Source organism: Rheinheimera sediminis (genome assembly GCF_004005375.1).
Taxonomy (GTDB): Bacteria; Pseudomonadota; Gammaproteobacteria; order Enterobacterales; family Alteromonadaceae; genus Pararheinheimera.
The window spans coordinates 52287-76427 of record NZ_RZUF01000009.1; the positions used below are offsets into that span (position 1 = coordinate 52287).

Sequence of the window (24141 nt, forward strand, 5' to 3'; positions counted from 1 at the left end):
TTGATATGCGCAAAAATCTGCGCATTCAGTGAGCAAAGACTTAAGTTACGTCAACAGGTTGGCTTATCTGTTTGATTGGTCTGGTTAAATGCAAAGTATTCGACACTCATTATTCCGAGTTCAGGTTAACTAAAATTGAGGTCAAGTCACATTGTTAACAGTGAACACTGTGATCTGATCTCCTTTTCAAGGATGTGGTTATGTTAAGAGTGTTATTTACAGCTGCTGTACTGTTGAGTCCTTTGGCTCATGCTGATGTTCGTCTGCCTAAGTTGATCAGTGATGGTATGGTGTTACAGCGTGATACCCAGATCCCACTTTGGGGTTGGGCCGATGCAGGCGAAGCCGTTGAAGTGCGTTTTAATGGCCAGTTAGTAGGGCAGGTCAAAACAACACAGGGTCGCTGGTTACTGCAATTACCAGCGCAGCAAGCCGGTGGGCCACATCAACTCAGTTTTAAAGGCCGCAATCACATCGAACTGAAGGATATTTATTTTGGTGATGTTTGGGTGGCATCCGGCCAGTCCAATATGGAGCTGGAAATGGCTCGGGTGGCTGAAGCGTATCCTGAAGATTTACAAAGCGCCAACTATCCACTGATCCGTCAGTTTAAAGTGCCGCAAGAGTATAACTTCAAATCACCACAACAGGATTTCAGCGGCGGTGAATGGGTTGCCGCCAGCCCAAAAAGCATTGACAACTTCTCTGCTTTGGCGTTTTATTTTGGCCGTGAACTGTTTCAGCATAACGGCGTGCCTGTTGGCATTTTAAATAATGCGCTGGGCGGCTCGCCTGTCGAAGCCTGGATGAGTGAACAGGCTTTGCAGCCTTTTCCAGAAGCTTTGGCTGAAGGGAAAAAGTTTCGTGATGACAAGCTGATCCAGTCCATCAGTGCGGCAGATAAAAGCAAAAATGAGCAATGGTATGGCGATTTACAGCGCCGAGACCCGGGTTTAACCAGCAAAACGCCCTGGTACAGCGAAACTTTGGATGACAGCAGCTGGCAGAACTTTAGCGTGCCAGGCTTCAGACCAGAGCCTTTTACCGGCGTCTGGTGGCTACGTAAAACTGTTGAGCTGACCGCAGCACAAGCTGCAGAGGCGAGGATTTTACGGCTAGGCTCGATAGTGGATGCCGATGAGGTCTATATCAATGGCAAGCAAGTGGGCAATACCACTTATATGTACCCGCCTCGTCGTTATGAATTGCCTGCCGGAGTGCTAAAAGCCGGTACTAACCTGATTGCGGTGCGTGTTACCTCGACCAACGGCAAAACAGGTCTGCTCCCTGACAAGCCTTATTGGATAGGCACTGATGCCAATCCGCTGCCACTGACTGGCCAATGGAAAATGCAAACCGCTGCTTTGGCTAAAAATTTGCCGGGTGATACTTTTATTCGCTGGAAACCTTTGGGTTTATACAATGGTTTATTGGCGCCTCTGACCTCTTTGCCGATTAAAGGCGTGATCTGGTATCAGGGCGAATCTAATGTGGGTGCTTACGCTCAGTATCAACAACGTTTTACCGCGATGATCAGTGACTGGCGCGCCAAGTGGGCGCAAGGCACAGGGCAGCAAAATCAATTTCCATTTTTATTTGTGCAGTTGGCTAATTATCTGGAAAAAACGCCAGAACCTGTAGAAAGTGCCTGGGCAGGTTTACGTGAAGCGCAGCGGCAAAGTTTATCTGAAGCCAATACGGCTATGGTGGTAGCCATCGACAAAGGTGAATGGAATGATATTCATCCGGTCGATAAAAAAACCTTAGGCCAGCGGCTGGCATTAGCAGCCCGTGCTGTGGCTTTAGGCGAAAAGGTCGGGTATCAAGGGCCTGAACTGGCGTCTGTAATGGCTGAAGGCTCGCAACTGAAACTCAGCTTTCATCACAGTGGTAAAGGCTTAGTGCTGAAAGGTTCAGGCAATAGCTTTGCGATAGCAGGAGCCGACGGTCAGTACCTCTGGGCGCAAGTGCAGCTAAAGGATAATCAGTTGCTGTTATCCCACCCTGATATCCAGGTTCCGGTTAAAGCGCGTTATGGCTGGGCCGATAATCCGGAGGCTGTGCTTTATAACAGTGAAGGCTTACCAGCTGGGCCTTTTGAAGCCACAACAACTAAATAAATCCGCAGGGGCGGGGTTTATCTCCGCCTGTCTTGAATTCAAAATCGATAGAGATCGGGTGTATCCGCCTCCTTCGGTTGGGATAAATCCTCCACAAATGGCGATACAATCCATGATCAAGGGTAGGGGCGGGGCTTGTCCCCGCCCGTTTCATGATCACCCAGTAGTAGTGGAAAGAGCCGAGACAAGTCAAGGCCCTTAGCTGTTATAACGGGTCAATAAAACTACTAATTGTTAACCGACCCAACCTCGGGTCGGCTGACAGACTGGTTTCTTTGGTAATCATGCCACTGTGCAGTAGATGGCGGCGGTATACAATAAGCCTGTTAAATACGCCAGGTTGCTGTGCAATCTGTTCAAACAGCGGTGTATCACTCTGGATGTAACCGTCAGTCACTTTGGGCAGGTCAGGGCCGTGGTTTTCACTTTCCAGTGAGCGGTAATATTCTTTGGTGCGGCTTTGATCTATGCACTCAAAACCGGTTTTTCGATGCCGGTAAAATGCAGTTCCACCCTGATTACCCTGAAATAAATAATGCACGGCAGCCAAAGCGTGTTTTTCTGTGGTATCAAAATGTGGGATACGTTGCAGTAGTTTGAGCTGCGCTGGCGGCGTAGTTACCAGCGATAAATGGCAGACGGAAAACTTGAGTGAGCTGGCGGGTAGCTCAAAGTATTCAATCAAAGTGTCTTGCAGACTCTGCAGCATAAACTGGCGGTAAGCTGCAGGTGCTGCGGCCCTCAGGCCAGGATAATAAGGCGAATTGGCCAAAAACTGCTGACCAGCCGCAAAGTCCACCAGACTTTGTGGCTCTGGAACAAAGTTATCTACTACTAAAAGTGGATTCAGTTCCTGACCTATCGTCAGTCTGCTGATCTGCATGGATCAGCTCAAATTTGATGGGCAATAGTGCCGAATAAAATCACGGTGTGAAGGTAATCGGTCTACAGCACCTTGAATAGTCTGACGTATGTTGTGCAGATGGCTGCTCAACTCGCCTTGTGCCAAGGCTGCGACTAACTGATGATAACCCTTAGGCTGCAGTCGTTGTCCCAGCATCACATGGCTCCAGGATTCCAGCCGGAACATTTCGTCGCCTGTCTGAAAAGCGTGGGCGCTTTCTTTAAATAACTCAATACGATGAGCCAGCGTATCCGGAATACTCATAGTGCGGCAATAATTCCAGAACGGACTGTCAGTTCGCTCTGTCTGGTGGTAATGCAAAATAATAAAGTCGCGGATTTTTTCCACTTCAGTGATGGACTGCTGGTTGTATTCATCCGTGAGAGCTGGTGTTACGCCATTAAAGGGGAACAGCCGCAATAAGCGGATAATACCACTCATAAACAGGAAAATACTGGTCGATTCCAGCGGTTCAATAAAACCACTGGATAAACCAATAGCAATGCAGTTTTTATTCCAGAGTTTTTTACGCCTGCCGGTCTGATAACTTAGCATCCTGGGTTCCATCAGCGGCGCAGTTTCCAGATTGCCGAGCAAACGTTGTTGCGCTTTTTCATCTGACAGGTAGTCGCTGGCGTAAACCAGACCGTTGCCTACTCTGTGCTGCAAAGGGATACGCCATTGCCAGCCGCTGTCATGCGCCATAGCTCTGGTATAAGGCGGTAAGGTCGCTGCAGATTCAGTTTGCACTACCACAGCTTTATTGCAGGGTAACCAGTGATCCCAATGTTCGTACCCTGTTTTTAAAGTTTGTTCGATCAGCAAAGCTTTAAAACCTGTACAGTCGATAAACAAATCGGCGCTGATTTCCTGCCCCGATTCCAGTACTAACGATCGGATGTCGCCATTGACATGCTGTTGTACCTGCGCAATTTTGCCTTCGATCCGCACAGCACCTAAATCTTCGCTGAACTTTCGCAGAAAACGGGCATAACGGCCAGCGTCCAGATGATACGCGTAGTTGATACTGGACTTGTCCGATTTACCAAACTTATGCAGTTTGGCCGCTTGAAGTTCATAGCAGTAGTCGCCAAAAGGAGCGTCAACTCCTTGCTGTAAAGCGTGTAGATAATAATGTTGAAAGTCGGTTAAAAAACTACCTTTGCCCGTGACACCAAAAGGATGGAAATACTGATCGCCTGTCTGGCCCCAGTTTTCAAAGGAAATAGCCAGTTTAAAGGTCGCATCTGTCGCTTGCATAAACTCTTGTTCGTTGATGCCCAGCAAGTTATGAAACAACAGCACTGGAGGTACAGTAGATTCACCTACACCTACAGTGCCAATTTCTTCTGACTCAATCAGCACTACCTCAACCAGACCTTTCAGCCGTTTCGATAACGCAGCTGCGGCGACCCAACCTGCGGTGCCGCCTCCTGCTATCACTACTTTTTTTACCTGTTGCATTGTCTGTCCCCTGTCATTTTTATAATTTTTTTAGCTGTTGATCAGCGATTGAGCCTGTTCAAAAGCATGGCGCGCAATTGTCTGGCTTGCATTTCGTCCAGCTCACCCAACACACCACGGGCCTGTTCCGGCAGGTGTTGTCCAGCCTTTTTCGGGTCATCAAAAATATAATGATTCAGCACAGCCTGCCAGGCTTTGCGTTCATGTTCTGGTTTGTCACGCAGGCATAACAAGGCGTGATACAACAGATTCATACCTGAACCTGTGTAGCGAGGTGCTGTGCTCCACCAGTAGTTGATCAGGATATTAAAGGAGCTTAAAGCTTCCACCTGATGCCACCACATACTGGGCAAATACAGCGCATCACCGGGCTCAAGTTCAGCAATTTGTCCTGCCGCTATAGCTTTTGGAAAGTCAGGAAAACGCTCTAAGTCAGGTTGTTCGAAATCCACCATGCTAATCACCTGGCCACCTGGTGTCGGCTCTAAAGGCCCCGGGTATAAATGGCTGATTTGATCAGGTGGGAACAAAGTGAAGCGGCGTTTACCCAGCACACAACAGGCCAGGTTTTCTGAAGAGTCATAGTGGCAGGCTGACAGTGACTTATTGCCCAGCCAGATACTGACTCTGTCAGGTTCTGTTTCATAGCTAACAACAGGTTTAGGTAACTGAATATCGTTATACTGCCGTAAGGTTGGAAAATGAGTACTTAGTAAATTGGAGGCAATATAAGCAGAAGGTGGTTGGTCTTGATCTTGCCATTCTAAGAGTTGTTGCAGCACCTGATCGACCTGGCCCAGCCGGGTTTCATAGTTGAGTTTGCTGCAGCTTTCGTCATAGAAATAACGGCCATTCAAGCCTGGCTCGCCGTAATAAATCTGAGTGGTTTTACCGTTGTAGTGGCTACAGAGATAATCCACCACTGCAGCTGAACCTTGTTGCCCTAGTTGCACTAAAGGCCAGTGACTGACCAGACCTTTAAGGATCACAGGTTCAGCGCCTGACAATACTTCAGGCGGGATCCCCCCGCTTTGGCAGTAGACAGTTTTGGTCTGACGTGTAATGTGCTGCATAGCCTTATCCGTCATTGCTGGCTCTGCAGGCTATTTTTTCGCTCTATTAAATGGCGAATATTGCCCATTGAAAACACCATGGCGTAAATCAGCGCTAAAAAGCCGGACTGCTGTAGTCTGGCAAGTGCCTCTGCAGGCAAAGATGCCAGCCGTTGTTCATTAATGCAGTAATTGCCCAGCAAGCGGATTTTATCGCCATTCTGCAGAGCAAATTCAATGGTCACGCTCTCCACCAGCTCCAGTTGTTCCAGAGCAGAATAAAAAATGGCAGCTAGAGCTGTACCTTGGTGGATAGTTTGCAGCCGGGCTGAAATATGTTCCAGATAAGGGCTGTTGCCACCTTGGGATAAAAACAATTGCTGGCCTTGTTCTGTGCTTACCTTAGGGTGACTCATATCAATATGCACCACAGCGTTTGGTTCTTCTTCCTGCATCCCCATGGAGCGCTGGAAGCCAATCAAAAACGGACCTTTTTCAAGGCTGGCCGGAATATAACGTGCATCCCATCCTATGGGGTGCTGCTCGTTCAGGTAGAGGTTTTCTTCTTTGGAAAAACCTAACAAAGCTATGGCCTGGTAGGACCCCTGTGGGTCGTCTTTTCGCAGCAGTATGGGGTATTCTTTTTGCAGTTCAATAAACTCAGTGGGGAACACCAGAGCGCTGGGTACATTGTCGCCAAACTCAGGCCCAAAGTAGTGGATAACGCGGTTATTTTGATGATCGATATTATTCAGTAACACATGCCTGGTCATATTATTAATCCTGTGACTTCTTAGGTATCAGCATGTACAGCAGAGCAGGGAAAAGCTGCATAAGCAACTTTTCCCTGTTTATCTTTGTCGTTTAGTCGGGCTAAGCCCGTTCTAAACCATGTTATCGTCCAGACGGGCGGACAAGCCCCTTCCAAACCGTGTTATGGTCCAGACGGGCGGACAATCCCCTTCTAAACCGTGTTATCGTCCAGACGGGCGGGGACAAGCCCCTTCTAAACCGTGTTATGGTCCAGACGGGCGGGGACAAGCCCCGCCCCTACTAGAACTGGTAACGCATACCTACCTGATAGCGAGCACCTAAGTCAGTCAGATACCACAACATGGCTTCGTTACGGGCGTGAGAGCGACTGTTTTCACCTGTCAGATTCAGCGCTTCAATAGAGACCGTCAGTTGCTCGTTAACATCGTAGCTAACGTTGGTATCAAGTTGCCAGTAAGCTTCTTCAAAGCGTGGATTGTTCGAGCCGCCTTTGTTTACTTCGGCTAAATACTTGTCACGCCAGTTCCATGCCACCCGGGCAGTCCAGCCATCTTTTTCGTAGATACCAATCAGGTTGGCTGTGTCGCTCAGGCCTAACAGTGCAAACTGAGATTGGCCTGGATCCGCTGCGACGTTAAAGCCAATATCACCTCGAACTAAGGTGTAGTTAGCCTGCACACCAAAACCTGTTTCACCGAAGAAATGCTGAATAGCCAACTCTGCACCGTGTATTTTGGCGGCTCTGTTGTTATCAGGTGTGCTGGTGCGGAACACCATTTCTGGATCATCCGGGTTGGCTATTAAATCAAAACCTGCGTTGTTAGCGAGGAAGTCAATTTGTTCAGGTGTACCAGTAAATTGAGGATTAGCACCAAATTTGGCAATCATATCCGGATGATTACGGTATTCAGTAAATACCATCATGGCATAAAGATAAGTGTCATCCAGTGGGAACCCTGCATCTCGCACCGCTTGCGCCGCAGCTATGGCACGCGGACCTCCTGTGACATCAAGAATGCCCAGTAGAGGCTGATCTACCTGGCGACTACCGATAAAATTCACTACGTCTTTTTGGAATAAACCTGCCGACATATAGCTGCCATTGTCGTAATACCACTCTAATGACAAGTCGTAGTTAGAGGATTCCAGCGGCAATAAACCAGGGTTAGAAGCGTTCGCTGTAGGTTGAGCACCCAAAAGTGTTGAACCACCGCCGCCGCCAAAGTTAGAAGCGGATACACCTAAGCTACCTAAACCGGCACGGGCAATAGTTTTACTAAAGGAGAAACGACTTATCACATCATCACTCAGATGCAAGGTAAAATCTAAACTTGGTAACAGGTAGTCATAGCTGTTTTTAGCACCAAAAGGTTGTGCTGGAGTAGTGCTATCTGCATAAGCAACAATATCATTGTTGTCTTCCCAGCGGAAAAATGTTCTGCTGACCAGCGAGCTGGACTCAGATTCAGTTTCCTCGTAGCGCAAACCTGTTAACACATCAAAAGGCATTTTGCCGATTTCACCAGCTAAAGCCACCTGGAAATAAGCAGCCATTGTATCTTCTTTAACAAGATTATCAGCAGAATAAGTTGTTTCAGAGGCTGTTGGAATGCCTGGATACAAACCCAAAGCTGCAGTGTACAAAGCGCGTGGGTCAGCTATAAAACCGTAACCGCCAGGTAAGGTTTTATAGTCATCAAACTCACCCGGTAAATCAAAAGGTTGGATCAGATTACCAAACTCACCTGGGTTGCCTACGTTCCAGTTACCTAAGGCTATATTATTACCCGCCGTCTGCAGGGTGCGGGATTCCATATTACGGATTTCAACACCAAAGTCGAAATGGCCATCGTCAAGCGCATATTTTGCATCCAGCTTAAATTGCTGAATATCACTTTCCTGACTGGCGTTACGAATACGGGCAATAGAAGAACCTACATCACCGGCATCGACCAAACCATTAGCATTGGCACCTTTACCTGGAGCTGCATCGTTATACACGTTCAGATAGGTAGGTAAATCAGCACCCCAAAACCATTCACGGGATTCGACGATAGGAGCACCTAAACCTACAGCCAGTTCACCTGAGTTACGTGGGCCTGTGCCGCGGCTGTGCATCTTGGAATCATGAGCATCAAATTCCAGAGTCAGGTCATCACTGACCAGATACTCAAAATTTACACCGACAGATTTCAAGGTATTGGTTTGCTCACGCCATTGCTGCTCGTAACCTTCATCTACAGTGCTGGCATATTCTTCTTTAATGTATGTAGGGGTTTTAACAATATTGTTATCAAATTCAACTTCTTTGATGTTATTGCCAGTTTGCACCCAGTTGGTGATCTCACCACGATGTTCAACTATGTTATTTTCGGCGAACGTATAGTCACCAGTTGCGGTGAATTTTTCTGTAGGTCTGAATTGCAAGGTCAACTGAGCGTTGTCGCGTTCCCGCTCTGAGTTCGAAAACGCATAACGAATATCGTTCGGGCGGGTATACAACTGACCTTGAGCTGGTGCGTTTGTCACCTCTGTATTTGGATTGTTCCAGAGTCTGCCCGGGGATGACAGATCGTCCCAGTAGCCAACCTGCCAGTCATTGACCGTGGCGCCAGTGTAACCTGAATCCCGTTGCTGATGGCTGGCAGAGACACTGACACCAAATTTATCGTCCGCAGTGACGTGGCTGAAAATACCCGACAGTTCAGGGGTGATATCGTCGCCCGTTCTGTTGGTGGTGTCATGTGCCGCTTTGACACCTATGCTGGCTGCGCCGGCTGGATTCTCTAATGGGCGGTTCGTTTTGATATTCAGAGTGGCACCTATACCACCTGTCGCAATATTGGCTTTGCCTGTTTTATAAACTTCAACACCACTGATACTTTCAGAAGCCAGATTGGAAAAGTCAAAAGCGCGAGAACTACCACCACGGCTGGTGCCGTCAGCACCTGAACCTGCAGCATACGTATTAGCTGCTGGCATAGTACGGCCGTTTAGCGTGACCATGTTATTGTCAGCACCAAAACCCCGTACTGTCACTTCAGAACCTTCACCATTGGTGCGGCTGATAGACACACCTGAGATACGTTGCAGAGACTCTGCCAGGTTGGTGTCCGGGAACTTACCTATATCTTCTGCAGAGATGGCGTCTACCACCCCCATTGAATTTCGTTTAATTTCAGCTGCCTGTTGCAGACTGGAGCGTACGCCAAAAACAGCAATAACTTCGACAGGTGCAGTTTCTGTTGCTTTGGTTTCTTGTGCTTCCTGTGCATAAAGTGGCAATACAACAGTGCCACTGAGTAGCAGGGTGACAGCCCTGGCTACTGCGGTTTTGGTAAAAATCTTATTATTGTTCATCTATCCATACCCTCTTGATTTGTAATAGTCACCTGAATTAAACAGCGTTTCCTCTGCATGGGACTGAGAGCTCTTGTTATGGCTCTGCAATTCCCAAAAGGGCAATACTCGTTGTACTTGAAGCTACAGCTTTGTTAGCTGCGCCTTTTAGCCCCAGTCACATAGCTTGACTATGCTCCCCGGGTCTCCTTGGTTTGCCGCCTTCCTGCAACTTCAAGTTACTTGAGTATCTAAAGCCTTCGAGGTGCAATACACCTGCAAAAAGCCTTTATGCTGTTTATTTGTTAAGGTGCTGAACGTACCGGCTTTCTCCACTTTCGCGCCGAATGGCCAACTCCCCAAGATGAATTGTAGTGACTGGACAAAAAATATAACCTTGCCAAAATGCGTTAAGCTTTTGCTTTTTTTTGCATTTCTTCGTTTGATCAATGCAGTCAGCTGTAATTGAACCTGAGTTCTGGAGAATGAGTGCCGAATAGAATGCATTTAATTCTACAAATCATATAGATAAGCTAATTCATATAAGAGCTTTAAGCCTTCACTGCCTGAATGTGCAGTTTTTTTGTGGGTCTCAATAGGCTTGGCCGCACGCCATAACAAGCTGGGGCGAGACGGAACAACCCAGCTCGGTTCGAACAGAGATTCCTGCAATCAGCTGCTTAGCCCTATTTCAGATGATGTGAGCTGGTGGTGCTGGCCTGTGTTGTGGGCTGTTGTGTCGCTGCTTCATCAGCTAATGTGGCCTAAAGCTGAACAGATCATTGGTGGCGAGTCAGTCTGGCCTCTGAGCCCTTTCCCGAATAAAGCGCAACACGAGCTGCCGATCCGTGAGATGTGTTTCGTTTGCGTCAAATCTTTGCCGCAGACAGAAAAGATGCGATGGTAAAACGCCCTGAACCCGGATTCAGATCGTATTTATAATCGGGCTTGATATCGCCTGAGTGTAAAGAGGAGCAGCGGTACAGTACCAGACGATTAAAGCGGGCTGGCACCGAAGCAATCACTTCAAACAGTGGCGTGTCACCACAAATGTAGCCCTTAGGGATACCATGCTTATGAAAGTCAGCCTGTAGCGCTTGCTGATAAGAATCCTGACGTTCTGGCGTAATAGCCTCATAAGCTGTACTGCGATGCCGATAAAAACTGGTGCCGCCATGGCGTTCATCACATAAATAATAAATAGCCGCCAGTTCATCAGGACAAGGCCGATCAAAGTGGGGAATAGACTGCATAGGCGATAATTCTGCCGCCGGAGTACTGACCAGGGAAAAGTAGCTTTCAATCTGCTGCAGTTGGGTCGGATCCAGAGCAAAACACTGCTGCAGTGGTTGAGCTAAATACTGCAACAGGTAGGAGCCAAAAGCCGCCGGTGCAGTGGAACGTAAACCCGGGTACAAGCCTGCCGCCTGTCTGACATCTGCTTGTTGCAAGGCATACTGGATCAGTTGCTCTGGTTGTGGAATAAAATCATCTACCACCAGCAGCGGCTGTTGCTGCTGGCCTATCCGGCTAAACCTCAGTCTAGGCTGCCTCATTAATAGATTTTTCCGGCTTTGCAGTTCTGATCAATAAAACTTTGATGCGACGGCATATAGTCGACAGATTTACGGACCACACTGCGAATCCCCTCCAGCCGTTTTGCCAGCTCAGCTTCAGGGAACAAATCGGCCATAGGGTGATAGCCTTGTGGTGTTATGCCTTGACCCAGCATGACTTCAAACCAGCTCAAGTCGCTGAACATTTCATTGTTAAAACGGAAGATACGACCATTGGCCTTAAATTGTTGGATTTTTTGGCTTAGTTCATCCGGCACTGGCATAGTGCGGCAATAATTCCAGAACTCTGAATCATTGCGCTCTGTGGCATGGTAATGCAGGATCAGGAAATCCCGGATCTTGTCATAATCAAAATGCATCTGACGGTTGAATTCGTCTATATCACTTTGGGCAAAATTCCGATCGGGGAAAAAGCTAAAGAGTTTAGAAATAGTGGCCTGCACCAAATGCAAACTGGTGGATTCCAGTGGTTCCATAAAGCCACCTGCCAGCCCAACAGCCAGACAGTTTTTATTCCAGAATTGTTTGCGTTTGCCAGTAACAAAGCGGATAGGTCTGGGTTCTGCCAGCGCTTCACCATCCAGATTCTTCAGCAAAATAGCAGTGGCTTCGTCTTCCGACATAAAACGGCTGCAGTAGACATGGCCATTACCCACTCTGTGTTGCAGTGGAATACGCCACTGCCAGCCGGCTCGCTGGGCTGTAGCTCTGGTAAAAGGCCAGGGTTCAGAGGTTGTGGCGCTTGGCACTGCGATAGCTCTGTCGCACGGTAACCAGTGGCTCCAGTCTTCATAGCCGGTTTTCAGGGTTTGCTCAATCAGCAGACCGCGAAAGCCTGAGCAGTCGATAAAAAAGTCAGCTTCATGTTCAGTGCCATCGGCCAGACGCAAAGAGCGAATAAAGCCATTATCCAGCTGTCGTACTTCAACCACTTCTCCTTCGGTGCGCTGCACGCCCCATTGCTCGGCTAATTCACGCAGATACTGGGCAAAAAGTCCTGCATCAAAATGAAAGGCGTAGGCGATATTCGATAATGGTGAGTTGCCTGCATCCATAGACCGCATAAAACGCTGCTCAAGACAGGCCAGTGAACTCAGGGTATATTCATCCAGTGGTGCAGCCTTACCCAAAGCGCGCATTCTTAACCAGTAGTGGTAAAACTGCAGTCCTTCCATATTTTTGCCAACATCACCAAAAGCATGAAAATAGCTGCTGCCTTGCTTTTGCCAGTCAACAAACTGAATACCCAGTTTAAAGGTGGCCTGAGTACGACGCATAAAGTCGTTTTCGTCCAGCCCAATTAATTCGTTGTAGAGCATAATCTGTGGGATAGTGGCTTCACCTACTCCTACAGTGCCTATCTGTTCTGATTCAATCACCTGAATTTGACAGTATTGATTTTTCAACACTTTCCCTAAAGCTGCAGCTGTCATCCAGCCGGCAGAGCCACCACCTAATACAATGATTTTTCTTATTTTTTCTATCATAACTACCTCAATGTGAAAGCTGCTGCAGGCAGCGATTCAGGGTATCGATCTGAGAGGGCATAGCCGTAACTAACCTGGCGATTTGTTGTTGTACTTGCCTTAACCCTTGGTGTATTTCTGTGTCTGTCCTGTGAGCCAGTAACATACTGCGCAGTTCAGGCTTCAGGCCAAGACCCTGCATCAAACCAAACCATTGGCCAGCTTTAATGGCATCGGTTTCTGTACTTAGTACACGGCCTAAACGGGCAAAAGCCTGGCCTGTTTTAGTCGCAAGAGGGTGCTGATGTAACCACAAAAAGTCTTGCACTTCAGACTGAAACTGTTGCCAGTGCTGGTTATACATCAGCGCCGTAGCAGGGCAATAGCTTTGGTTGGGCAGCAAATCCAGCCAGCGTATCAGCAGATATTGCAAGGCGTTCAGGCCGTTGTACAGAGGGCAATCTAAAGTCGCTGCAGCTTGACCAAAGCGCAGATGGTTAAGCTGCCAGGGTTGAGACTCTGTCGGTTGTTGTCTGGTACTGTGCTGCCACTCGGATAAGCCTGTCAATTGCTGTAGTTCTTGTCTGAAGTGCGACAGCTCAAGAGTCGGGTCAGTACATTGGCTAAACCAATGACTACCTTGCTGCAAGGGCAGTCGTACTAACCAGCCCCATGAGGTCTGGAGCACAGAGCTGTGCGGCTGCTGCAAGAGCACTGTTGTATCTTGTGCACAGAACAGTTGCACAGTGTGGCTTGCTTCGTCTGCTGCGGGTTCAGTCCTACAATCCAGGCAATACCCCACAGGGAGAGCAGTGCCATTATCCAGTTGCAGCGTGCTGATCTGGCCTTCGGCGCTGTACTTCATCTCCACTGTTTGACTGCTGAGGAAGGTCACACCAAGCTGCTGGTTATAGTGCTTCAGGCAAGCTGCGAATTCAGCAGTCTGCAGATGCAAGCCGTAACTTAATGCTTCGGCCAGATCCGGTCTGTTTGCCGGTGCCAAAGCAAATTTTCCCTGGCTTGCTGCTAATGCTGCTATACAAAACTGTTCGGCCTTACTGTTGGCGTCCAGCCGCAATAACTGCAGTATGGCCTGTTCAAACTCAGCCGCAGCTGCATTCAGGCCATAGTGGCCAAAAGGCACAAACCAGCTGCTGTCGCCACTTTGATACTGACTTCCTAAAGAAAAAGTAGCTTGGGCTCTTGCCAGTACCAGTTGCAGTGGCAAACCTAGCATCTGACAGAGAGTGACCAGTTCAGGCCCGCCTGCCATGGCGGCTGGTTCTTTCGCCTTTGCGGGTAACTCTATCGCTATACAGGGATAACCAAAAGGCTGTAAATGCTTGGCTACTATAGCTGTTGCCATCTGTAACCAGAGGCCATGACCTATGAACACCAGAGGTTGTTGCATTCGATCTACCCCCTGTGTCCGTACAAACTAAAGGCGGGCGCAACGGCAGCGCCTGCCAGCTCAGTGCGCTGTAATACCTGATGGTGCTCTGGCATAGCGTTCACCACCTGTTGCAGCTGGTACTGATAGCGGCTGAACCAGGACTCTAACTGGTTTGGATCCAAAGCGCCTAGACGAGTATCCAATTGCTTTGGTTGCAGGCCCTGGCCCAGATAAAGTGCCAGCCAACTTGCAGGTTGAAACAGCCCTTGCCGGTATTCCAGCGCATGGCCTGTTTCTTTAAACATCTCCAGTCGCTGCGCCAGACTGTCAGGTATTGCCATCTGGGCGCAATACTGCCAAAAAGGTTCAGGTCTGGAATTTAGCTTGTAATGCAGTATTAATAAGTCGCGCACCCTCAGGTATTCAAGCTGCATTTTTTGGTTAAACAGCTCGCGCTCTATATCCCCAACCGGGTGGGAAGGGAAATACTGCAGAAGGCTTTCAATGGCAATTTGCACCAGATACAAACTGGTGGATTCCAAAGGTTCAAGGAAACCTGAAGATAAGCCTATAGCAATACAATTGTTCACCCAGCTTTGTTTGCGTCGCCCCGTAACAAACTGCAATGCTCTGGCTGGTGCCAAAGCTTGTTCTTCCAGCCCTGTCATCAATGCTTGCTCTGCTGCACTATCAGTCAGGTAAGAGCTGCAATACACCAGGCCATTGCCGGTGCGGTGTTGCAAAGGAATACGCCATTGCCAACCTGCAGCCATGGCTTTAGAACTGGTGTAAGAAGGTGGTGCTGGGGCTTTTTCGCTCGGCACAGCCAAGGCTTTATCGCAAGGTAGCCAATGCTGCCAGTTGTCATAACCAGTCTGCAGTGTTTTATTAATCAGCAAAGCGCTGAAACCTGAACAATCAATAAAAAGATCGCCAGCTATCTGCCGGCCATCTTCCAATATAAGTTGAGCAATATCACCGTTCTGATGTTGTGTCACAGCCGTGACTTTGCCATCTAACCACTCGACCCCCTGAGCTATTGAATGCTGACGTAATAAAGCGGCATACAGAGTTGCATCCAAATGATAGGCGTAATTAAAGCTAGAGGAGGGGTCTTTCAGATCAGCAGCGGGACGGCTGAATTTGCCTTGTTGTGCCATCAGTACGGCGAGCGAGTACTGACCATAGTCTTTTAATGAAGTAGTTTTCTGCTGCTGTAACCAGAGCCAGTGCTGATGAAAAGGCAGGCCATATAAATCCTCACCACTTAAACCAAAAGGGTGGTAATAATCGCTGTTTGCCTGACCCCAACCGCGAAAACGGATAGCCAGTTTGTAACTAGCCCCTGTAGCCTTAAGGAACTCAGACTCGTCCAGACCAATCCATTGATTAAACTGGCGGATATGCGGAATAGTGGCTTCGCCCACGCCCACAGTGCCTATCTGCGCCGATTCAAGCAGTTGAATACTGTAACTATGTGGAGGTAAAAATCTGGATAAGGCCGCTGCAGTCATCCAACCTGCAGTGCCACCACCCAAAATCACGATACGTTGTTTAGCTTCCATCATGACTTAGTCTCTATCCAAGTAACAAGTTGCACTTTGGTGTTAGCCACCAAAATGCAACTTGGATACTACGACCTGATAGTTTTACTGAGCTACAACTTTAGAAGTTGCCACGCATCACTAAAGCGATACGACGGTCAGCAACAAACCAGGAGCGACCCGCTTCCTGACCTTCATTGTTTAACAACATCAGGGTTTCAGATTGGGTATTGGTCAGGTTAGTCGCCTGCAAACCTATACTGAAGTTTTCCGTCATATTGTAAAACACTGAACCGTCCAACTGACCTGTGTCGTCGTACCACAGAGGCGCTTTACTGATCACGTCTCTGGTTGTTAACAGGTACTTAGAGCGCCAGTTGTAAGCCAGTCGTGAGCTCCATTTGCCTTTTTCATACATACCCACCAGGTTAAAGGTGCGATCCGACTGTCCTTGTAACGGTACATTGTCTAAGTTGACGCGTATACCTGTATCTGAAAAATCATCACCAAGCCAACTTTCATCTTCGATATCCGTTTGGTTGTTTGGTACACCACTGGCGTCTATATAGGTAAAGCTGGCTTGCATACCTAAGCCATTCCAGGGTTCAGGCAGCATGTCATAAAACTGTTGATAAGACAGTTCTAAACCATCCATTTTGCCATCGCCACCGTTAGTGGTTGAACTGATCAAGGCTGTTTGAGTTGCGCCGCTGACCGGGTTGGTCATGGATTGCGGAAATGCACCCTGCACAAAGTAATTTTTCAAGTCTTTATGGAATAAGGTGGCGCTCAATTGGCCTACGTCAGCAAAATACCATTCCAAAGAGATGTCGTACTGCACTGACTCCATTGGTTTCAGGTAGGGGTTACCACCACTGCCAGTCCAGGCCGGTACAAAGGCACGTTGGATCATATTGTCCTGTGGCGGAGGCGGATTATCCGGATCAATAACCTGAATAGGCCTGACTGACTGCACAGATTCATTGCCCAAACTTACTCTGTTTTGCACATCTCCCATATCAGGTAGAGCCACAGCTTTTGAAAAAGCAAATCGGCTAATCAGCTCGTCAGTCAGCTCTACCTTGATATTAAAGCTGGGCAACAGCATAGTGAACTTGGTGTCAGCCGTCAGGCGCTGTTCCGCATCATTACCAAAAGCTCTGTCGTTATCAGGCAGATAGTTAATTGGGTCACCCGCCCAGCGATTTTCCGGGGCTTCCAGTGCAGCCTCCAGATCAGCATAAGTGCCTGCTGCTATCTGCTGGTTCAGATAATCCAGCACCACAGGTTGAGTCAGCTGCTGGTTTTGCAGTGCTGCTGGTGGCAGGAAATCCGGTAGCAGGTCTGGGAAAGTGACAAAGCCATCGGCCTGACGGTCCAGTACCACATAACGTAAACCCAGGTTACCGCTGTAGCGTAAATCGCCGTCACCTTCAAAGTTCAAGCGGAAATACACTGCTTTGTTGGTTTCAGTGGTGTTGTTCACTTCACCAGGGGTGAAAATGCCAAATTCTGAATCTACACCAGCGCGTTGTGGATAGGGGACCCAACTGCCGCCAGCAGATTGGAATGGCTGCCGGGCAGGGTTTGCGCCCATAATAGAGCGGACATAGGCTTCTGTGGCATGTATCGTCTGGTTGCCCGGTATATTGGCAATGCCACCACCATGGAAGTCTGACCAATCGACCAATTCAAAATCAGTGGCTGAGCCTTCCAGCGTATCCAACCAACCTGCAGGAGCAGCGCTGCTGAAATCTGGTGCTAAAGCCCCCCAGTTCCAGCTGGTGGAACGCACGGTTTGCTCACGTTTGGCATAACGCACGCCAGCCTGAATAGAGGTCAGAATACCTTTATCGTCGAGCTGATAAGTAGCATCTAAACGAGTGGCGAATGAGTCACCTTCTGAGCGTTCATAGTGATCCATGGCGCTGCGCAGCAAATAGGAGCTTGGGTCTTGGAAATAATTGCTGTCACCTGCCGCATCACCGCTAAAACCAGGATAGCCGTTGGCAAATAACTCCGGATTGGCGTCTCTATAACCAAACCAAGGGTCAATTAATGCCATAGTTGGAGTACTACCACTGACATCATAGGCCTGTCCGGCAAAGGCACCGGTATGAACCACCACATCATCGTCACTGGTTTCAGCCTGTACCAGCTGGAAGTCGCTGGTTAATTCCAGGCGATCATTAGGTTTCCATTTAAAATTCAGCGAAAAATCTTCAACCAGAGTTTCAGTATCTTTGACCCTGCTGTCAAATTGAGTCATGTAGCCGAACTGGCTGCGTGGGTTATCACCCCAAGCTCTGGGCACTCTGTCGACGTTGCCGTCGGCAACACGCCAGCCGTCCACACCCTGAGTGATCACACCGGATTCAAACAAGCCTTGGTCATCGAATTCAAATTCAGTGCCTTCCAGAGGGCGGGTTCTGCGATTTTCTATGCCGTAGTAGCCGCCCTGATATTTCACGGCCTGCTCATGCCAGGATAAGCGTGAGTCGGAACGAATATACTGAAAAGTACCAAGGAAGCTGTCATCGCTGTTTTGCCACTGCAAAGCCGTCGACATACCGGTACGCTCGCGGTCATCAAATTTAGTCAGTAAGTTAGCTGCATTGGGCAACCACACAGTTCCATTACCATCAGTACCCACAAAATCTTCAGCGCCAGCTAAAGTTCTGGCATAAGCCTGAACATAGGCGTCGGACTGAATACCATGCGACTCCCCATAAAGCTGAGAGTGCGCGCCGTTTAGCAAAAAGCCAAATTCACTGCCATCATCGAGCTGATATCTGTCGCTATAAATAGCCGACATAGTAGGGCTGCCTTTCTCAGCTAAATCGCCGTAAGAATAGTCGCCGCTGATAGCAAATAGACGGCTGCTTGAGTCAAAAGGCTTTCTGGTTCTCAAACTGACTGTGCCACCAATACCGCCTTCAATCATATCGGCGGTCTGGTTTTTATAGATGTCCACTCCGCCCATTAATTCAGGGGAGACGTCCTGAAAGGATAAGCCCCGACCTGAGTTGGCGGTAAAAGAATCACGGCCATTAAACTCGCTGCGGGTTTGGGTCATACCCCGGATAATAGCGCCGCTACCTTCGACACTGAAGTGATCCGGGTCGTCAGGGCCGGCGAAGCGCTCAATCGAAACGCCTGGAACCCTTTGTATCGCTTCCAGCACGCTACGATCCGGCAGTACACCAATATCTTCAGCTGAGATACCGTCTACTACGGTATCTGCCAGACGTTTTACGTTCTGAGCGCTTTGCAAATTCGCTCTAGTGCCTTTCACTTCTATGATTTCTACGCCTTCTTTAACCGCTTCCTGCTCTTGCACTTTTTCAGCGTCTTGCGCATGAGCCGACACCGACATGCCCACTATGGCCATTGCCAGCAACGATCGTTTGAATCTGGGTTTGTCAGACCTTTTCTCTGTTAGTTTTCGTGTTGATGCCATCAGCACTCTCCCCCTTCTTGTTTTTGTTTTGCCACTCAACAGCAGTCAGTTTGTCTCCCCCGGCTGTCCCTATGGCGCTGTTTGCCAGCTATTTTTATTTCCTGGACGATTCAGGCTAACGTACAGCTTTTTTCCACGTTATGTTCGTCATAGCTGCCCAAATTGATAGTGCGTTGTGTGGGTCTGGACGTCAAACCGTCTCAGAAAAAACGAAATAGCGAAAACAGAATTCGCACCTTTTTTGGGCGGCTTTGCTCGATGCTGGTGCTGATGAGTATTAAATGGATATTGAAGAATGTAAATTCAGTTAACTTTTGTACCTTAATTTAGATGGTTGTGGAGTCTTGCGGGCTGTTGATGTAGTGGCTTTAGCCTAAGCTACATACTGAATTTTATGCACCAAAAATGCACAAGGCAGAGAGGCTGTTGTGACCTGGCTGAGTTAGTACTTTGTTTAGGCGATAAAAGCTATTGACACACGTTTTTTTATCATCAAGTATACATTTGTACCTTAATTGGTTGTTTTTTTAAGGCTGTCAAAGGAAGCTTACATGAAAAAATGCGTTCTTTTTTAAACACAAAAAGAAGTTATTTGTAGGAGTTTCCTTGCTGATCGCTAGTGCTTCTGCCTATGCGTGGTGTACTAGCCATACCAGTTGTTTCGGGTCTGGACGGTGTATCACTACCACAGTCTGTGGTGATGATCCTAAACTACCAGTTATCAGCAAATAATGCTGAATCAATAATCTAAATCGAGGTTCGTTTCAGGTGCATCGTTACATCTTATTAAAATCTCAGTCTTCTTTAGCCAGACGAGTCAGGTTATCCATACTTGTGATGGTGTTGTTTGGTCTGGTATGCGGCAGCATCTGGGTATTATCAGGTCCCAGTAGTGCAGTGAAGCAACGACTGGCCTCACCTTCTACCGTCTGGAGCGAACAAAGACAGCAAGCTGTTTTTGGTACTGGCAAAATTGTCAGCCTGCAGCAACAACTGATCACAGCACCGGAAAATAGTGTGGTTGAAAGCCTGGTTGTATCACAGGGACAAGTGATTGAAGCTGGCGCTGCGTTGTTGATATTAAAAAATTCTGCGCTGTTACGTGAACAAAAAGAAGCAGAGCTTGCTGTAGCCGAAGCCAGCTCGGACGTTGCTTTGCGCAAAAGTGAGCTGAATACCCAACAACTGCAGCTTGAGATGGCAACAGCCAAAGCCGAAAGTGAATACAAACGACAGTTATTGGAGCTGGCTGCTAATGAAAAGTTAAAAGACAGTGGTGTCTTGCCGGCGGTGAAATACGAACAATACAGGCTGATGGCCGAGCAGGCAGGTTTTGAAGCCAACAATCTACGTAAACAGTTTAAGTTGTTCCGCCAGTCTGTTGCTGAGCAAAACACTGCTATGGCGATGAAACTTAAGGTGGTAGCAGAGCGTGCCAGCTATCTGGCGGAACGCTTAGCTGCTTTAACTCTTTATGCCCCTGATACTGGTGTGATTAAAAACCTGAGTGCTGACGTAGGTCAATCTGTCAGTCAGGGCCAGGTGTTGCTGGAACTGGTTAAAAGCAGCCCTTTATATGCTGAAGTATTTGTTCCTCAGTATTCAGCCCAGGCGCTGACTGTCGGAGATGCTGCCACGGTTAAAACCCCGGCAGGAGATTTTCCGGGGCAGGTTGAGTTTATTGACCCTATAGTGCGTGAAGGTGCAATCCAGGTGCGGCTGCGTTTGACGGCACAAAGTCACAATCTGAATCTGGACCAGTCCGTTGAAGCACAAATTCAGTCTAGCAGCACCACTGCTGTTGCTGCTGTACAGGCACCAGGCGATTTTGAGCTGTTTGATCAATGGTGGGTGTATCAGTATCAGGATGGCCAACTGATGAAAAGTCAAATTACAGTCCGCCAGAGTGCCAAAGGTCATCTGGAACTGACTCCTTCAATTTCTGCCGGTGAGCAGGTTGTGCTCATACCGGCCCAACAGGCCGATCAAGACGTATACCGCTTATGACGCAGAGATCCGAACTTATCAGGTTAGAACAACTTTGTTTTTCTTATCATGGAACTGAACAGTTAGTATTAGATCATCTGGACCTGGTGATAGAGCAACAAGACTATGTGGCTATTCTTGGCACTTCAGGTTCTGGCAAAAGCACGCTGTTATCTGTTTTAGGTTTAGTCAATCCGCCGGGACAGGGGCACTATTTTTTGCTGGGACATGATGTCAGACAACTGACAGATAAATCCGTTGCTTTGCTGAAAAACCGGGAAATTGGTTTTATTTTTCAAAACTTTAACCTGCTCAACCATCTGAGTGTTTATCAGAATCTTTGTGTCCCTTTAAGTTACAACTCTGACATTCCCAGATCTATGTATCGGGAAAAAGCTGAACAGGTGCTGCAGCAGGTAGGCATGCTGCAGTTTAGTGACCGTCTGCCTTCTCAGCTGTCAGGTGGTCAGCAGCAAAGGGTGGCTATTGCACGGGCTATCATTAATAACCCTTCGCTCATTTTGGCGGATGAACCTTCAGGAAATCTCGACAGTGCAACAGCTGAGCTGATTTTCGATATTCTGCAGCAATTGAATGAGGCGGGTAAAACCATTTGTCTGATCACCCATGATGTTGGCTTCGCCACTAAAGCCAAGAGAGTTCTGCGTTTGTCTGACGGGCGATTTATCTCAAATGGCTAAATCGAAATTAGTAGCAGATTTACTGCAAAACTGGTGGTTACGCCATAAAACCAGTGCTGGTACCTGGCTAAGCTTGTGGTTGGTGTCCTTACCTATTGCCTTATTGTTGCAGGTATGGGCTATTCAGAATACCTATCTGAGCCCTGGTTTTGCTGCGCTAAATCCTTCAGTCACTGTGACTCAAATAGTGCATCAGCAAGGTACAGCTCCATCACCCTTGGCTTCATATCTGGTGAAAGAATTCAAGCAACGGGCGCAACTGACAGTGGTTTACGAAAAAATGCGCTGGCTAAAGTGGTCTGAAGCTGATCAGGAGCATGAAGTTGCCGCGTCTTTTATTTCCGGAGGTTTTAATGCTTTAGGTGTGAAACCTGCGTTGGGTAGCTTTGTCGCCATGGAGTTTCCGGCTGCTGATACGCAGCTGCAGGTTGCCATTAGTTATCAGTTCTGGACTTCCCATTTCCAGCAAAAAAATGTGATAGGTCATACCCTGATGCTTAACGGCAAACTGGCTTTGATTGCTGCTGTGATGCCAGAGCGCTTTGTGAGTTTTCGTTCGGAACAGCATGCGGATTTAGTCGTGCCTTTTAGCTTTTTGCCTTTGCTTGGATTGGCCGATGCTGACCAACTTAGCCCCGATGTATTCAGTTATTTGCTGCATAACAGTCCACTTTCCCCGCAACTGGCTCAGCTTGAAGTTGAGCTGAAAAATGAAGCGCTGCTGTTTGATGATGAAAGTTTTACTACATCAGCAGCCTTTGGTATGTCGGTCAGACAATTTGAGACTATTAAAGCCAGACTGGGATTACTCAGTCAGCTGTTTATGGGGCTGCTGGTATTTAGTTTGTTGGCCTTTACCAGTCATATCGCCAGTGCCAGCGACAAAAGGCTGAACGAAATGTCGCTGCGCAAAATGCTTGGAGCCACTTCAGCACAATTAGGCTATCAACGTCACCTTGAAATGTTGATCATCCTCAGCCTGGTATTGGTTTTTTCTCTGCTACTGTTTTGGCCCTGTGCTTCGTTATTAGGCCTCATGTTGCCGGACATTCCAGCTACAGAGTTTGAGTTGTCAGCGGCCAAACTCAGGGTGTTGCTGCAGCTATTGCTTGTTGTCTCTCTGGTGATCAGCCTGATCCTGTATGCGCAACACAGATGGACTCAGCATTCGCTAGGTCGCGGTGCTACTGTGTCTAAAGCGGAGAAAATGCAGACCTTTGTACTACTGGCTGCACTTTTTGTACTGAGTAGTGGCGCCCTGACATATTCCAGCCAATTGCTGCTGCAACAGTGGCGCTACAGCCAGCTGGACCGTGGATATAACACTGAGCAGTTGTCTATTGTCACTTTCGATTTTCCCAAATTTGGTGGCACTTATTTTGTCAATAAACTACCGTCATTACTGATCAGCAACCTGATGGCAACTGCTGAAATCCAGCAGGCAGCCCTGACTTCGACACCTGTGCTGCACCCGGCTGCCTCCTACGTTACTTTTTACACCAGTACAGGCGCGGCACTAACGGGGCGGAATAATGCACAGGTATTAACTAATCATATTTCACCTAACTACTTTGAGTTGATGGGGATCGAACTGCTACAGGGAGAAAGCCTGAATTGGGACAACTACTGGCAAGTGGTGATATCCGAGTCGTTGTGGCAGCAGCACTTTAAAGACATACCTTTATCTCAGGCACAAATAACTCAGACCATGAATGATGGTGAGCGCCGCGCTATTCAGGTGGTTGGTGTGGCCAAAGATATTCATCGCATTAACCCTGACGATCCTGTGACTCCAATTGTGTATCGTGTCACTCCTACTATTACCGGGCAGGAGTTCATAGTACTTAAAAGTACAGCATCAGTTGAACCTTTGCAGCAACTGGTGCAACAGGAGTTGAGTAAGTTGGACACCACCTTGCAAAATCCAAAGGTGATATCAGTGTCAGACTTGATTCGTCAGCAGCAAGCACCGCAACTGGCGCTGTTGAGTACATCTCTGGTGCTGACTTTGGTGGTATTAGTCAGTAGCCTGTTATTTTGCCTGAATGCGGTCAGCTTACTGACCAGAAAATCAGCCAGGGAGTTGGCTTTGCGCCTGACTTTAGGTGCAAGGCGTCGTCAGTTAGTGCTGAAAGAGCTGTTCACTTTGTCAGTCATTTATTTACCACTGGTCCTCTCTACTGCTCTGGCGTTGCCAGATTGGTTTACCCGGCTGGACAGAATCATTAGCAATTCGGCTATCTACCTGCTGTTTATCGGATTTAACCTCATATTTTTGTTGTTTATTTTGGTGGTGTTGTATTTGTCGGTGCGCAAGATAAAACACCAGAGCTGGCAGTATCTGCAATAGGGAATTTAGGT

Annotated in this window: 14 protein-coding genes; 4 read left to right on the top strand and 10 right to left on the bottom strand. The window is 48.0% G+C overall.

The annotated features are described in order from the left end of the window. Positions 1-200: 200 nt before the first annotated feature. Complete coding sequence (locus EMM73_RS07525) at positions 201-2120, top strand: sialate O-acetylesterase (protein WP_127685834.1); 1920 nt, start codon at positions 201-203, stop codon at positions 2118-2120. A 205-nt stretch (positions 2121-2325) separates the two neighbouring features. Here EMM73_RS07525 and EMM73_RS07530 read toward each other — a convergent pair whose 3' ends face one another. The 10 genes from EMM73_RS07530 to EMM73_RS07575 form a co-directional block, all read right to left on the bottom strand. Continuing rightward, positions 2326-3003 carry a DUF6445 family protein gene (locus tag EMM73_RS07530; protein WP_127685835.1) on the bottom strand — a complete coding sequence of 226 codons (678 nt, stop codon included), beginning with the start codon at positions 3001-3003 and terminating at the stop codon, positions 2326-2328. Positions 3004-3006: 3 nt separating this feature from the next. After that, positions 3007-4488: a tryptophan halogenase family protein gene (locus EMM73_RS07535; protein WP_127685836.1), complete on the bottom strand. Its 1482-nt coding sequence runs from the start codon at positions 4486-4488 to the stop codon at positions 3007-3009. Between the two features lie 41 nt (positions 4489-4529). Next, positions 4530-5561, bottom strand: a complete 1032-nt coding sequence (locus EMM73_RS07540) for a cupin-like domain-containing protein (RefSeq protein ID WP_127685837.1) — start codon at positions 5559-5561, stop codon at positions 4530-4532. An 11-nt stretch (positions 5562-5572) separates the two neighbouring features. Continuing rightward, positions 5573-6313 (bottom strand): SapC family protein, encoded by a 741-nt coding sequence (locus EMM73_RS07545; RefSeq protein WP_127685838.1) that lies wholly within the window; start codon positions 6311-6313, stop codon positions 5573-5575. Between the two features lie 280 nt (positions 6314-6593). Continuing rightward, on the bottom strand, positions 6594-9674 hold the full coding sequence (locus EMM73_RS07550) for a TonB-dependent receptor (protein ID WP_127685839.1): 3081 nt from the start codon (positions 9672-9674) through the stop codon (positions 6594-6596). Between the two features lie 848 nt (positions 9675-10522). After that, positions 10523-11209: a DUF6445 family protein gene (locus EMM73_RS07555; RefSeq protein ID WP_127685840.1), complete on the bottom strand. Its 687-nt coding sequence runs from the start codon at positions 11207-11209 to the stop codon at positions 10523-10525. Further along, the gene (locus tag EMM73_RS07560) at positions 11209-12717 is read right to left on the bottom strand and encodes a tryptophan halogenase family protein (RefSeq protein WP_127685841.1); all 1509 of its coding nucleotides are present in this window, start codon (positions 12715-12717) and stop codon (positions 11209-11211) included. Before EMM73_RS07560 ends, EMM73_RS07555 begins: the two co-directional genes overlap by 1 nt. A gap of 7 nt (positions 12718-12724) precedes the next feature. Continuing rightward, positions 12725-14107: a tryptophan 7-halogenase gene (locus EMM73_RS07565; protein WP_127685842.1), complete on the bottom strand. Its 1383-nt coding sequence runs from the start codon at positions 14105-14107 to the stop codon at positions 12725-12727. A gap of 5 nt (positions 14108-14112) precedes the next feature. Further along, positions 14113-15657, bottom strand: coding sequence for a tryptophan halogenase family protein (locus tag EMM73_RS07570; protein ID WP_127685843.1), 1545 nt, complete (start codon positions 15655-15657; stop codon positions 14113-14115). Between the two features lie 97 nt (positions 15658-15754). Continuing rightward, entirely contained in the window at positions 15755-19093 is a 3339-nt protein-coding gene (locus EMM73_RS07575) for a TonB-dependent receptor (protein WP_222422625.1), read from the bottom strand. Positions 19094-19861: 768 nt separating this feature from the next. Here EMM73_RS07575 and EMM73_RS07580 point away from each other — a divergent pair. The 3 genes from EMM73_RS07580 to EMM73_RS07590 are packed head-to-tail and all read left to right on the top strand — an operon-like array spanning position 19862 to position 24130. After that, the gene (locus EMM73_RS07580) at positions 19862-21100 is read left to right on the top strand and encodes an HlyD family secretion protein (protein ID WP_127685844.1); all 1239 of its coding nucleotides are present in this window, start codon (positions 19862-19864) and stop codon (positions 21098-21100) included. Continuing rightward, entirely contained in the window at positions 21097-21780 is a 684-nt protein-coding gene (locus EMM73_RS07585; RefSeq protein WP_127685845.1) for an ABC transporter ATP-binding protein, read from the top strand. The genes EMM73_RS07580 and EMM73_RS07585 overlap by 4 nt, the downstream gene beginning before the upstream one ends. Continuing rightward, positions 21773-24130, top strand: a complete 2358-nt coding sequence (locus tag EMM73_RS07590) for an ABC transporter permease (protein ID WP_186435158.1) — start codon at positions 21773-21775, stop codon at positions 24128-24130. The genes EMM73_RS07585 and EMM73_RS07590 overlap by 8 nt, the downstream gene beginning before the upstream one ends. Positions 24131-24141 lie beyond the last annotated feature (11 nt).

Bases quoted from the DNA above. Each gene is read 5' to 3' on its own strand.
- EMM73_RS07525 (WP_127685834.1), top strand. From the start codon at position 201: ATGTTAAGAGTGTTATTTACAGCTGCTGTACTGTTGAGTCCTTTGGCT.
- EMM73_RS07530 (WP_127685835.1), bottom strand. From the start codon at position 3,003: ATGCAGATCAGCAGACTGACGATAGGTCAGGAACTGAATCCACTTTTA.
- EMM73_RS07535 (WP_127685836.1), bottom strand. From the start codon at position 4,488: ATGCAACAGGTAAAAAAAGTAGTGATAGCAGGAGGCGGCACCGCAGGT.
- EMM73_RS07540 (WP_127685837.1), bottom strand. From the start codon at position 5,561: ATGCAGCACATTACACGTCAGACCAAAACTGTCTACTGCCAAAGCGGG.
- EMM73_RS07545 (WP_127685838.1), bottom strand. From the start codon at position 6,313: ATGACCAGGCATGTGTTACTGAATAATATCGATCATCAAAATAACCGC.
- EMM73_RS07550 (WP_127685839.1), bottom strand. From the start codon at position 9,674: ATGAACAATAATAAGATTTTTACCAAAACCGCAGTAGCCAGGGCTGTC.
- EMM73_RS07555 (WP_127685840.1), bottom strand. From the start codon at position 11,209: ATGAGGCAGCCTAGACTGAGGTTTAGCCGGATAGGCCAGCAGCAACAG.
- EMM73_RS07560 (WP_127685841.1), bottom strand. From the start codon at position 12,717: ATGATAGAAAAAATAAGAAAAATCATTGTATTAGGTGGTGGCTCTGCC.
- EMM73_RS07565 (WP_127685842.1), bottom strand. From the start codon at position 14,107: ATGCAACAACCTCTGGTGTTCATAGGTCATGGCCTCTGGTTACAGATG.
- EMM73_RS07570 (WP_127685843.1), bottom strand. From the start codon at position 15,657: ATGATGGAAGCTAAACAACGTATCGTGATTTTGGGTGGTGGCACTGCA.
- EMM73_RS07575 (WP_222422625.1), bottom strand. From the start codon at position 19,093: ATGGCATCAACACGAAAACTAACAGAGAAAAGGTCTGACAAACCCAGA.
- EMM73_RS07585 (WP_127685845.1), top strand. From the start codon at position 21,097: ATGACGCAGAGATCCGAACTTATCAGGTTAGAACAACTTTGTTTTTCT.
- EMM73_RS07590 (WP_186435158.1), top strand. From the start codon at position 21,773: ATGGCTAAATCGAAATTAGTAGCAGATTTACTGCAAAACTGGTGGTTA.